Source organism: Rhodanobacter sp. T12-5 (assembly GCF_008329435.1).
Classification (GTDB): domain Bacteria; phylum Pseudomonadota; class Gammaproteobacteria; order Xanthomonadales; family Rhodanobacteraceae; genus Rhodanobacter.
The window spans coordinates 150,811-163,122 of sequence record NZ_NPKN01000002.1; the positions used below are offsets into that span (position 1 = coordinate 150,811).

Sequence of the window (12,312 nt, forward strand, 5' to 3'; positions counted from 1 at the left end):
CAGGCTGGCATGAGACACTACGCAGTTCGCTCACTCGCACCCCGCCCGTTTCCCCCAATGATCGCCAGCGACCTGCATTCGATACTCCAGCATACCGAGTGGACATCCACTTTCGATGAGAGAACCCTCCAGCGCGGCGCCGATTACGTACGTCGCCAGCGGGTGATCACGCTCGATTTCAATGCGGGCGACAAGGATTCCGGCTGTTCCCTCGATGGCGTCATCCGCGGCAGCGAACGGCAGCCTTACCGTTGCAGGGTCGACATCCAGGCCAGGGAGAACTGGCTGGTGTTCGACACCACCTGCTCTTGTCCGGTCGGCGTGGATTGCAAGCATGCCGCCGCCATGATCTTGCTGGCGGCAAACCTGCCGCCGCAGGCATGGCCTGGCACAACGCAGATACCCCCGGTGACGCGGCGCCCCGCCGCAGCGGCGAGCCGCCAGCCCGACCTGTCCAGATGGCCGGCCTGGCTGCAACGCCTGAAGACGCAGGCCGAGACTGACCTTGCAGCGATCGAGCCGGCGCGCCAGTTCGGCGTGCTGTTGCGTGGCGAACCGCATGGCCAGTTGCTGGTCAATCCCGCATGGCTGCGTCCCGGCAAGGGCCGCGGCCCGGCCATGGTCGACCCGCAGCCGCTGCATTTGCATGAACGCGCCGGGCCGTTGCCGACACCGCCGGGCGGCTGGCCGGAAACGGTCGCCAGTGCGCTCGCACTCCTCCTGCATCATCAATACACACGTATTGCCGGTCGCTGCTGGACCGCGATTCACGCGGTTCATCAGGAGCAGGCGCTGGAAACTCTGCTCACGCACTATCCGGTGTATTTCGAAAAAGGCTCCGCGCCGTTGCAGCGCGGACCCACGCTGCCCTTGCAAGTACGCTGGCTTGGCCAGCCCGATGGCAGCCAGAAGCTGGTCACCGACATCGACAGCACCGAAGCGGCCTTGCTGCTGCGCGGATCGGGCTTGTGGTACGTGCTGCCGGGTACGCGGATTTACGGCCGCATCGAGGGCGCTCCCGCACTGCTCGACAGCGTCGCCCAGGCGCCGGTCGTGTTGCCCGAACAGGTCGAAGCGCTGCGCCAGGAACTGTTGCAGCATCCGGGCGCGACGCCGATTCCGCTGCCCGAGCTGCGTCCGCCCGTGCAGACCGTGCAAGTGAGGCCGCAACCCGTGCTGCATCTTCGCGTGGTCGAGCTGTCGATTTCGCAGCAGCGCAACGGCCAGCGAACGCCGGTGCCGCTGGGTTGCGCGCGTCTGGCGTTCGATTACGGCGGCCACGTACTGGCGCCTGGTCCGGACGTCGATGACGCCCCCACCCGAATCATGCATGGCGCACAGGTGCTGGAGATCGTGCGCGACGGAGGCGCGGAGAACGCCGCCCAGGAACAGCTCGACCGACTGGGCATGGTCGAGGTCGGCCTTTATGCCTACGAACAAGGTCTGTGCCGGTTGCCGCTGGACGAGAACGACTTCGTGCTGCAGCCGGACGAGCGCAAGCCACCGCTTGCGGCCGACGGCTGGAAAACCGTACTGGAGACGCTGACCGACGCCGGCTTCCGGCTCACCTTCGATGCCGGCTTCCCGCGCGACGAACTGGTTGATGTCGACGACTGGCACGCCGACCTGCAAGCCAGCGGCAACCAGTGGTTCGACGTGTCGCTGGGTGTGGACGTCGCAGGCGAGCGGATCGACCTGCTGCCGGTGCTGCGCCGCCTGCTGGCCGATCCGGGCTTTCCGCGGCATCCACTCAAGGGCGAAAAGAAGAACGCCAGCTGGCGCGTGTTGCTGGACGAGCGGCGCAGCGCGAACCTGCCCCTGAGTCGCCTGCGCGCATTGATCGAACCGCTGCTGGAATGGCTCGAAGGCGACGGCGAACTGCGCCTGCATCGCAGCCAGGCGCCGCTGCTCGCCGCGCTCGACGAACACCTGCACTGGCGCGGCGGCGACCTGTTGCGCGTCCATCTGGATGCGTTGCAAAACCTCGAGCGCAGCGCCAGCGCACCCAAAGGCTTCAAGGCCACGCTGCGCCCGTACCAGCGTGACGGCCTGGCGTGGCTGGACTTTCTCGGCGCCGCCGGTCTGGGCGGCATCCTCGCCGACGACATGGGCCTGGGCAAGACGGTGCAGGTGCTGGCGCATATCCTGGGCGAGAAACAGCGCGGCCGATTGCAACAACCGGCGCTGGTGGTCGCGCCGACGAGCCTGGTCGGCAACTGGCAGGCCGAAGCCGCGCGCTTCGCGCCCGCCCTGAAGGTGCTGGTGATCCACGGTGCCGCGCGCGCCGACCGCTACGACGAGATCGCCAGCCACGACCTGGTCATCACCACCTATCCGCTGCTGCCGCGCGATCGCGAACAACTGCTCGAACAACGCTTCGCCCTGCTCGTGCTGGACGAGGCGCAGGCGATCAAGAACGCCAACAGCCAGGCCGCCCGCGTGGTGCGCGAGATCCCCGCCACGCGCCGGCTCGCGATGACCGGCACGCCGCTGGAGAACCATCTTGGCGAATTGTGGGCGCAGTTCGATGCGGTGGAACCGGGCCTGCTCGGCAGCCAGCGCCAGTTCGTCAAGCTGTACCGCACGCCGATCGAGAAGCACGCCGACGTCGATCGCCAGCAGCGCTTGAATCGCCGCATCGGTCCGTTGCTGCTGCGCCGGCGCAAGGATGACGTGCTCACCGACCTGCCCGCCAAGACCGAGATCGTGCGAACGCTGGAACTGGAAGGCGACCAGCGCGCGTTGTACGAAACCCTGCGCCTGGCCCAGCACGAACGCGTGCGGCAGGCAGTGCGCGAGCGCGGCATGGCGCAATCCGGCATCATCGTGCTGGATGCGCTGCTCAAGCTGCGCCAGGCTTGCTGCGACCCGCGCCTGGTCAAGCTGGCCAGTGCGAAGAAGATCACCACCAGCGCGAAACTCGACGCCCTGCTCGAACTGCTCGACGGCCTGCTCGACGAAGGCCGCCGCATACTGCTGTTCTCGCAATTCACCGGCATGCTGGCCCTGATCGAGGCGGCGCTGATCCAACGCGGCATCGCCCATCAGCTGCTCACCGGGCAGACCCCGGCGGCCGCCCGCAGCGCGCTGATCAGGCGCTTCCAGCAAGGCGACGTGCCGATCTTCCTGATCAGCCTGAAGGCCGGCGGGGTCGGCCTCAACCTCACCGCCGCCGACACCGTGATCCACTACGACCCGTGGTGGAATCCCGCCGCCGAAGCGCAGGCCACCGATCGCGCGCACCGCATCGGCCAGGACAAGCCGGTGTTCGTCTACCGGCTGATCTGCGCCGGCACGGTCGAGCAAAAGATCCAGGCCATGCAGTCACGCAAGGCCGAACTCGCCCGCGCCGTGCTGGAAGGCGGCGGCGCCACGACCCAGCTGCGCTTCGACGAGACCGATCTGGCCGAGTTGTTCGCGCCGTTGTGAACCCATGGACCATTCCCGTTCCCGGGCTTTCCGGGGCGTGGCACTACACTGACTTGCCCTTACGGAGATACGCACTTGGCCAAGCCCAACTATTCCTACGAAAAACGGCAACGCGAGATTGCCAAGAAAAAACAGCAAGAAGAGAAAGACGCGCGCAAGCGTGAGGCACGTGAAGCCGCCCAGGCGACGACAGACCCGGCAAAAAAGCCGTCGCCTGACGATCGATAGGGCGCACCGCTGTCCGGCAATATCCTGAGGCGCGCATTCCGCACTGTGGGAGCGACTTCAGTCGCGATGCTCTCGGCGTTCTGCGGCGGCTTGCGCAAAAAGGGAATCGCGACTGAAGTCGCTCCTACAACGCGGGAATCACGATGATTGAAGCATCCGCCATTCGGCTCAGTGTTTTTTCTTCGGCCCCAGCGCATTGCGCAGCAGGTCGTTGAGCACGTCCTGCTTGCGCTTCGACGAATCAGGCGCCGGCGTCTTCGAGTCGGTTTTTTTGGCACCCGCCACACCAGCCTTGAGCAGACCGGTCACCGCCGTCGGGTCGAGCTTGAACGCCGGGGCGCTGGCGGTACCGGAAATGCGCACGCCGATGCCCTGCGCCGTCGTGCCGCCGATCACGCTGCCGAGCAGGCGCCCCGCTCCGGAGTTGCTCAGCAGGCTACCGAGGGCCTGCCCGCTCTGGACGCCAGCGGTGATGCCCTGGTCGAGCTTGACCAGCATGCGGCCGTCCAGCCGTCCATCCGTCGCCATGCTGACCTGGCCGGCGACGTTGCCGAGCTCGGCAACGTCGGCGCGCAGCGCATCGGCGCGGATGCCGGACGGTGTGATATCCAGCGTCGCCTGAGCGTGCCGGATCACCGTGTCCTTCGGGGTCTTGATGCCAGCCAGCGCCAATGCACCGCCGAGCTTCGCGCCGAGGCTGAAACCCACCAGGCGCGAATCGTCCACGCTCACCGGACCGTTGATCAGCAACGCATCGAGCGGGCCGTGCGCGTGCAGGTCCATGCTCATGCTGCCGCCGCTGAGGCGGGAATTTTCCGGCAACACCACGCCGAAGACCGGCAGCAACGACTCCATGTCATCGACCGGCAGGCGATTGCCATTGATGCGCAGATCCAGTTGCATGACCTTCGGCCGGTTGTCGAAGCTGCCGCCGACGGCCACGTGCGTCGTGCCCATGCCGATCGCGGCCGGCTTGATCTGGCCGCGACCGCTGCGCAGGTCGTAACTGGCTTGGTAGTCGATGCGCAACAGGCGTGGCGACGGCGCGCCGGCGGCCATCAGCTTGAGCCCGCTGGCATCGATGCGACCTTTCGATTGCAGCACTCCCTTGTCTGCGTGGATGTGCGTGTCGATGTCGAGCACACCGCCGACGCCGGCGCCCGCGCTCATCAACCCTGCTCGCACCAGGTCCAGGCGATGCATGACCAGGTGGGCGTCGACCGGTGTCAGCAACGCGTTGGCCGGGTTCCACGGACCCAGCGTGCCGTCGAGCTGCAGCGTGCCGCCGCCGGCGATGGCTGCGCTTGTCGAAAACGGAAAGGCGGCGCCCATGCCGACGTGATCGGCACTCAGCTGCACCTGCTGGTAACTGCGCGTCCCGCCGACGGCACGGGTGAGATCGATGCGGCCGTCCTTGATGCGCAGTTGGTCTACGCTGAAGGCCAGCGGCTGGCTGGACGAGGCCGGCGCCGGGGCCGTTGCGCCGCTGCCGCCAAGCGTGGCGAAATTCCAGTCGCCCTTGCCGTTCTGCGCCAGCCGCACGCCAGGATGGTCCAGCGTCAGCGAGGTGATGCGCAGTTCGCGGTGCACCAGCAGCGGCCACAGCCGCACGCCAAGTTCCAGCGATTGCGCCGTGACGAACGGCTGCGCGCCGAACGCCGGATCGTCCCCGATGCGGATGTCGTCGGCGTCCAGCGCACCCGACCACAGTGACACATGCAGCTTGCCCAGCGTCACCTCGCGCCCGAGCGCCTGGCTGAGCGTGTTCTGGATCTGCGGGCGGAAATGGTTCGCGTCCACCAGCATCAATGCACCGGCGCCGACAACGATCAGCGCCAGCACGACGACGGAAATCACGATCGGCAAGCGTTTCATGCGCACTGCTCCCGCACGGTCGATGACGGCGCGTAACTGCGTTTGGATACTAGGCCGGCATGGATTCGGCGTCTAGAAATGCCTTCCGCTTTCAGATTGCCGGAACCCGTCCATACCGCGAGCGATGTCTGCAAGCGTCGAGGCACCGTGTTTTTTTCGCATGGAACTCACACGGCGAAGTCCAGAATCACGTGCGCCGGGGGATCTTGATTTCGCTTCGCGGGGAATAGCATGAAGCGCATGGAGCTTGTGCGTTCCGGTCTCTTGGCAGTGCTCGATTCTCTCGCCGTCGCAGCCGCATGCGAAGACGCGCTGACCACGTTCGACCGCTCCATCAGCGCGCATGTCGAGCGCGTCGGTTGACCGCACCATGGCAATCGATTGCACCGGTTCGTGCACCCGAACGGCTCATCCGCCAGCCTTGGACGGGCACACCGACAGCCATGACATGAATGGCGACGAGCACGTGCCGGGCGCTGGCCGCCACATCCTCCTGCAGAGGTGCGATGCGCCATGACACCAGCCTCGGCGACGCCGGTTTTCCGGTATCGCGCCTTCATCAGCTACAGCCACCGGGACAAGTCCTGGGCGGGCTGGCTGCACAAGGCGCTGGAGGCCTACGTGATCCCGAAACGACTGGTCGGCCAGAGCACGGCCTTCGGCACGGTGCCAAGACGGCTGGTACCGGTTTTTCGTGACCGCGAGGAACTGGCCAGCGCCACCGATCTCGGGCGCAAGGTCAACGAAGCGCTGGCGCAATCGGCGTGCCTGGTGGTGATCTGCTCGCCGCAATCGGCCAACTCGCGCTGGGTCAACGAGGAGGTGCTGGCGTTCAAGCGGCTCGGCCACAGCGATCGCATCTTCTGCCTGATCGTCGCGGGCGAACCCGGCGCCGGAGACCTTCCCGGCCGCGAGGCCCAGGAATGTTTCGCACCGGCGCTGCGTCATCGGCTCGGGCCAGACGGCAGGTTGAGCCGCGAGCGCACCGAACCGATCGCCGCCGATGTGCGACCCGGCAAGGACGGCAAGACGAATGCCAAGCTGAAGCTGATCGCCGGCATGCTGGATGTCGGTTTCGACGCATTGAAACGACGCGAGCTGCAACGACGCACGCGTCGGATGGCAGCGCTGGCCATCGTCGCATTGAGCGTGATGACGGTAACCACCGTACTGGCGATCGCCGCGGTGATGGCACGCAATGCGGCGGTCGCCGCCAGCCACGCTGCCGAGCGTAGGCAGAAGCAGGCCGAGGACCTGGTCGACTTCATGCTCGGCGACCTCAACGACAAGCTGGCGCAGGTGTCGCGGCTGGACATCATGGAAGCAGTCGACGACCGGGCCATGAACTATTTTCAGTCAATGCCCACCGGCGACGTCACCCAGGAAACACTGGCGCAACGCGCCAGGGCGCTGGAAAGAATCGGCAGCGTGCGACTGGACCAGGGCCAACTGGCCGCGGCCATGGCGTCCTACCGGGCCGCGTTGAAACTGGCTTTGCCGTTGGCCGCCGCCGCGCCGGCAAACACCTCGCGGCAGCTGGCCGGTGCGGAGATATGGGCGTTCATCGGCATGACGCAATGGCGCCAGGGCGATCTGGATGCCGCGCAGCAGAGTTTCGTGGCGGCGCAGACGCTTCTGCACCGCGCACGCCGGCTGACCCCCGACGACCCGCAACTGCGGTTCCAGCTGGCCACGATCGACAACAACATCGGCCATGTGCTGGAGGCGCGTGGCCAACTGGACGAGGCGCTGGTCCAGTACCGCAGCATGCTGCAGTTGATGCAGCAACTGGTCCCGGCGCAGTCGACCGATGCGGAATGGACATCCTCCCTCGGCTCGGCCTACAACAACATCGGCAGGCTGGCGCTGATGCGTGGCGAACTGGCCATCGCCGTGGCGCACTACGCAACCGACGACGCCATCGAGTCTGCCCTGACCGCGCGCGACCCCAACGACGCCAGCCAGCGCGACAGCACGTTGACCGTTCGCGCGATCCTGGGACGCACTCAGGCACTTGCCGGCGATCTCGAGAGCGGCATGGAGCGGCTGCAACAGGCCATCGACATCGCCACGCAGCTGAAGGCGATCGATCCGGGCAATACCGATTTCAAGGAACACGCGGCCCTGTACGCCACCCAGCTGGCCCGGTTGCGACGCCTGAGCGGCGACCTGCGCACGGCGAACGCGCTCACCGCACAATCGCTGGCGACTTTTGCCGCGCTGACCGCGCAGGCGCCCGCCAACACCGGCTGGCAACGCGAGTTTGCCGAGGCGCGGCTCGAACAGGCGGCGCAATCGCTTGCCGTGGGCCGCGTCGACGCGTCGCGCACGCAGGCAAGCGCGGCGTTGCACGCGCTCGATCCGCTGCTTGCCCGACAACCCGGCGATCGTGCCACCTTGCTGGCCACGGCCGGCGCTCGGCTGCTGCTGGCCGGGGTCGAAGACACGCAGGCTGCCCGGCCACTGCGGGAAGCCACCTTGCACACGCTCCAGACCGTGAAAAGCGGACGCGACGACCCCCGCCTTCTGGCGCTGCAGGTCGAAGCCCTGCTCGCGCTCGACAGGAGGACCGAAGCAACGCCGCTGGTCCGGCAGCTGTGGCGAAGCGGCTACCGCGATGCGGCATTGATGCAGGTGCTGCAGCGCGAACGGATCGACTACCCGGTCAATCCCGCGTTCCGGCAGGAGTTGCTGGCGGCATCCGGAGGCAAGCCGGGGAAATAGCCGTACCCCTGACGTTGCGACCACCGTCGATCGCGAACCCGGCCAAGGAAAAGCCGGAAAGCGTTGCATGCAAGCAGGGCCACGGAGTCAGGCACACACCGCGTACCGGAGTCCGCACATATCCCGGCACGGCCAACTTCAACCATCACCACGACCGGAGAACACCATGCCAAAGACCGGAAACAAAGATCAGGACGTCCCGGAGACCACGGAAGAAGAAAACAACAACGACCCCGCGCTTCAACCAGAGCCGGACGTCGAGAGGAACGCCCCTGCACCCAGTACCACCACGGTACCGCGGATCAAGCCCACTTGAGGCAGGACCGCGTCATCAACAACGGCAGGGCAGAAGGCCAGGCCGGCGGCGTCGAACGGCAGAAGGCAACGTCGGTGGCCGGCGATGCGGTCGCGCGGCCGTGCATCGACCATCGTTCCATCAACCATCGTCCGGACGCCGCCATGACGCCCCTGATTGTCGGTGTCACCAGCCACCGCAATATTCCCGCGCGCGAGATCGAACCGATCCGGCAGCGCGTGCGGGATTTTTTTGCGCAACTCCAGCGCGATTTCCCCGACCTGCCGCTGATGGTGCTGTCGGCGCTGGCCGAAGGCGGCGATCAACTGGTCGCACAGGAAGCGCTGGCCATCGGCGCGCGCCTCGTGTCGCCGCTGCCGTTGCCGCGGGAGCTGTATGTCGACGACTTCTCCGATCCGGCAGTGCGGGCCAGCTTCGACGCGTTGTGCAGCCGGGCCGAAGTCGTGCTGCTGCCCCGGCCGCTGGAGCAACCGCGCCACGCGATCGGATCGGAAGGCCCGGAGCGCAACCGCCAGTACGCCAAGACCGGCGTATACATCGCCAGCCACTGCCACATCCTGCTGGCGATCTGGGATGGCAAGACCTCGGGCCAACTGGGCGGAACCGCGCAAATCGTGAACTACCACCTGACCAGCGCCCTGCCCGGCCTGATCGACCGCCGTCGCAATACGCGCCATGTACTCGGCGGCGGCGACGAAAGTCTGCTGTATCACATCGTCTGCTCACGCGATCAGCCCGATGGCGCACCGGCGGCGGGGTTGCTGCCGCTGCAGGCAGGCTGGCGCGGCCCCGACACCCCGACCTGCCAGGCCGAATTGCCGGCGGAGTTCCAGTTGGTATTCGCGCACATGGCCGAGTTCAATGCCGACTGCAGCAAATACGCCGACCAGATCGAAGCCACCCCGAAACCGCCGCATCACGTTCCGTCGAACGCCACCGCCACCATCGATCAGATCTTCCAGGCGGCGGACTGGCTGGCGATGCATTTTCAGAAACGCGTACTGCTGGCGATGCGCACGACCTACATCCTGGCCGCGCTGATGGGCATCGCCTTCACCTTCTATGCCCACCTGCCGGCACAGGACTACCTGATCTACCTGTTCCTGCTGTTGTTCGCCAGCGGCGGTTTCGTTGCCGTACTCGCGCGCCGGCGCGGCTGGCACCGCAAGTACCTCGACTACCGCGCGCTGGCGGAGGGCCTGCGCATCCAGTCATGCTGGCGGCGGGCGGGCGTTCAGGCCAATGCCGACCACGAATTCGCCCACGACAACTTCCTGCAGAAGCAGAACATCGAACTGGGCTGGATCCGCAACGTGATGCGCGCCGCCAGCGTGAATCCCTCGATTCGCCCGGAGCAGGCCACACCCGCCGCGCTGGCGGACGTCATCGCCGAATGGGTGGGGGAATCCGGGAAATCCGGGCAACTGCACTACTACGAATGCAAGACCGTCGAGCGCACCGGCGTGCACCGCATCACCGAAACGATCGGATCGATCAGCCTGTGGGGCGGCGTGACGATCAGCGTGTTTCTCGCCGCCTTCGCGCTGGTGCTGTCGCCGGATACCAAGGTCACCCTGGTGATGATCATGGCCGTGCTGTCCATCGTCGCCGCCGTGCGCGAGGCCTACGCCTATCGCAAGGCCGACAAGGAACTGATCCGCCAATACCGCTTCATGCAACGCATCTTCGCCGGCGCACGTGCCGCACTGGACCGTACGCAGGATCCCGTCCAGCAGCGCGAGATCCTGCTCTCGCTGGGCGATGCCGCCTTGACCGAACACGCCGAATGGACGCTGATGCAACGCGAGCGGCAGGTCGAGCACAGCAAGATGTAGGGAGACGGGCGCGGCGACTCGATATGGATTCCGGTCGGGTCGATCAGTCAACCGGCAACCGCGGAATCGCCAGGCTGCGCTCGTTGTCGCCGGTTGCCCCGGCCAGCATGCTCGGCGGCAGATGACCGACATCGCCGACGGCAATGACCTTGAAACGACCCTCCGGTTCGATGAGGGTTTCGGTGATGCTGGCGTTGCCCCCGACATCTGCAGCCACGCCTGGGTTGCAGCGCCGTACGCCGGTACGATCGGCAACAGGAAGCAGAGGCATGGCGGGAGTCGGAGATCGAAACCCGGTCAAGGCGACGGATCGTTCGGCGCACGTGCTTCCGACAACAGCGTGGGGATGAGTTCCGATACCGTCGGGTGGATCGGCACGGTGTGTTGCAGCCGGGTGGCGGTGGCGCCCACGCTCATCATGTCGATGATGCCGTGGATGGCCTCGTCGCCTTCGAGGCCCAGGATCGCGGCGCCGAGGATCGCCTTCGTCTCGGCGTCGACGATCACTTTCATGAATCCCTGCGTCTCGCCCTTTTCCACCGCCCGCCCGACTTTCGTCATCGGTCGCTTGCCGACGAGCCAGGGACGACCGCGTTTGCGCGCCTCGGCTTCGCCGATGCCGACGCGGCCCAGCGGCGGGTCAATGTACAGCGCGTAGCCGCTGACGCGCTCGCTCAGGCGGCGGTGCTCGCCGTCGAGCAGGTTCGCGGCGACGATCTCGAAGTCGTTGTACGCGGTGTGGGTGAATGCGCCACGGCCGTTGCAGTCGCCCAGCGCCCAGATGCCGGGCACGTTGCTGCTCAGTTCGTCGTCGACGGCAATGTAGCCGCGTGCGTCGGTCGCCACGCCGGCCTTGTCCAGGCCGAGGTCTCCGGTGTTCGGCACGCGCCCCACCGCTATAAGCACGTGGCTGCAGGCGACCCGCGCACCATCGAGCACCGCCACGATGGTCTTGCCCTCGCGTGCGAAGGCGAGGTTGTCGATACCGGTACGGATGTCGATGCCCTCGCCTTCCAGGATGTCGCGCACGGCGACCGAGACATCTTCGTCCTCGCGCCCGATCAGGTGCCGGCCTTTTTCCACCACGGTCACGCGGGCGCCGAAACGCCGATACATCTGCGCGTACTCCAGCCCGATATAGCTGCCGCCGACGATCAGCAAATGCTCCGGCACCTGCTCCAGGTCGAGGATCGAGGTGTTGGTCAGGTAGGGGACGTCGTGCAGTCCGGGCATGTCCGGTACGGCCGCGCGGCCGCCGACATTCAGGAAGATCCGCGGTGCGGTGAGCCGTTCGTCGCCGACGCGCAAGGTCCGCGCATCTTCGAAACGCGCATGGCCCTCGATCACCGTGCAGCCGTCCATGCCATCCAGCCACGCGCGCACACCATGGCGCGCGTTCGCGATGACGGTGTCGGCCCGCGACTTCACCTTCATCATGTCGATGCCTACCTCGCCCGCCAGCACCACCCCGAAATCCGCCGCGCGACGGGCGACATGCGCGGCGCGCGCGCTGGCTACCAGGGTCTTGGTCGGCATGCAGCCGGTGTTGACGCAGGTGCCGCCGAACAGCTTGCGCTCGATCAGCGCCACCGACTGGCCAGCCCCGGTCAGCCGGTTCGCCAGCGACGGGCCGGCCTGGCCGGCGCCGACGATGATCGCGTCGAATACGCGGCTCATGACACAGCCATCACGATCAGCAGCGCACCGCCGATCGCCGCCATGTCTTCAATCAGCGCAGCCGGGCGATCACGCCCGAACGCTGCCGTCAGCTTCGCGCGTACGGCACGTCCGCCCAGGGTGCCGATCAACAACGCGAACGGATAAAGGGTCATGTCGTCTCTCCCGCATGGATGTGCCGCGCGATCTCCATGGCGCCGTCGGTATCGCACCACCACGACGACACAT

Annotated in this window: 9 protein-coding genes; 5 read left to right on the plus strand and 4 right to left on the minus strand. The window is 66.5% G+C overall.

The features are described 5' to 3' along the window. Positions 1 to 57: 57 nt before the first annotated feature. Positions 58 to 3,429 carry a DEAD/DEAH box helicase gene (locus CIW53_RS04780; RefSeq protein WP_172969587.1) on the plus strand — a complete coding sequence of 1,124 codons (3,372 nt, stop codon included), beginning with the start codon at positions 58 to 60 and terminating at the stop codon, positions 3,427 to 3,429. 75 nt (positions 3,430 to 3,504) lie between these two features. Next, positions 3,505 to 3,657, plus strand: a complete 153-nt coding sequence (locus CIW53_RS17620) for a hypothetical protein (protein WP_172969588.1) — start codon at positions 3,505 to 3,507, stop codon at positions 3,655 to 3,657. Positions 3,658 to 3,825: 168 nt separating this feature from the next. Here the strand turns inward: CIW53_RS17620 and CIW53_RS04785 are convergent, their stop codons facing one another. After that, positions 3,826 to 5,532: an AsmA family protein gene (locus tag CIW53_RS04785; RefSeq protein WP_149363570.1), complete on the minus strand. Its 1,707-nt coding sequence runs from the start codon at positions 5,530 to 5,532 to the stop codon at positions 3,826 to 3,828. A 231-nt stretch (positions 5,533 to 5,763) separates the two neighbouring features. On the opposite strand from CIW53_RS04785, the gene CIW53_RS18035 reads away from it, so the two are divergent. From CIW53_RS18035 to CIW53_RS04795, 3 genes are all read left to right on the plus strand, one after another. After that, positions 5,764 to 5,895 (plus strand): hypothetical protein, encoded by a 132-nt coding sequence (locus CIW53_RS18035; RefSeq protein ID WP_277949622.1) that lies wholly within the window; start codon positions 5,764 to 5,766, stop codon positions 5,893 to 5,895. A gap of 150 nt (positions 5,896 to 6,045) precedes the next feature. After that, positions 6,046 to 8,256 (plus strand): toll/interleukin-1 receptor domain-containing protein, encoded by a 2,211-nt coding sequence (locus tag CIW53_RS04790; RefSeq protein WP_149363571.1) that lies wholly within the window; start codon positions 6,046 to 6,048, stop codon positions 8,254 to 8,256. A 312-nt stretch (positions 8,257 to 8,568) separates the two neighbouring features. After that, positions 8,569 to 10,407: a hypothetical protein gene (locus CIW53_RS04795; protein ID WP_242451774.1), complete on the plus strand. Its 1,839-nt coding sequence runs from the start codon at positions 8,569 to 8,571 to the stop codon at positions 10,405 to 10,407. Positions 10,408 to 10,450: 43 nt separating this feature from the next. On the opposite strand, the gene CIW53_RS17625 is transcribed toward CIW53_RS04795, so the two are convergent. The 3 genes from CIW53_RS17625 to CIW53_RS04805 form a co-directional block, all read right to left on the minus strand. Beyond that, positions 10,451 to 10,624 carry a hypothetical protein gene (locus CIW53_RS17625; RefSeq protein ID WP_172969589.1) on the minus strand — a complete coding sequence of 58 codons (174 nt, stop codon included), beginning with the start codon at positions 10,622 to 10,624 and terminating at the stop codon, positions 10,451 to 10,453. An 80-nt stretch (positions 10,625 to 10,704) separates the two neighbouring features. Continuing rightward, the gene (locus CIW53_RS04800; protein WP_149363572.1) at positions 10,705 to 12,084 is read right to left on the minus strand and encodes an FAD-containing oxidoreductase; all 1,380 of its coding nucleotides are present in this window, start codon (positions 12,082 to 12,084) and stop codon (positions 10,705 to 10,707) included. Continuing rightward, positions 12,081 to 12,239: a hypothetical protein gene (locus CIW53_RS04805; protein WP_197736621.1), complete on the minus strand. Its 159-nt coding sequence runs from the start codon at positions 12,237 to 12,239 to the stop codon at positions 12,081 to 12,083. The genes CIW53_RS04800 and CIW53_RS04805 overlap by 4 nt, the downstream gene beginning before the upstream one ends. Positions 12,240 to 12,312 lie beyond the last annotated feature (73 nt).

Coding starts and splice junctions, on each gene's coding strand:
- CIW53_RS04800 (WP_149363572.1), bottom strand. CDS start 12,084: ATGAGCCGCGTATTCGACGCGATCATCGTCGGCGCCGGCCAGGCCGGC.
- CIW53_RS04790 (WP_149363571.1), top strand. CDS start 6,046: ATGACACCAGCCTCGGCGACGCCGGTTTTCCGGTATCGCGCCTTCATC.
- CIW53_RS04780 (WP_172969587.1), top strand. CDS start 58: ATGATCGCCAGCGACCTGCATTCGATACTCCAGCATACCGAGTGGACA.
- CIW53_RS04805 (WP_197736621.1), bottom strand. CDS start 12,239: ATGACCCTTTATCCGTTCGCGTTGTTGATCGGCACCCTGGGCGGACGT.
- CIW53_RS18035 (WP_277949622.1), top strand. CDS start 5,764: ATGAAGCGCATGGAGCTTGTGCGTTCCGGTCTCTTGGCAGTGCTCGAT.
- CIW53_RS04785 (WP_149363570.1), bottom strand. CDS start 5,532: ATGAAACGCTTGCCGATCGTGATTTCCGTCGTCGTGCTGGCGCTGATC.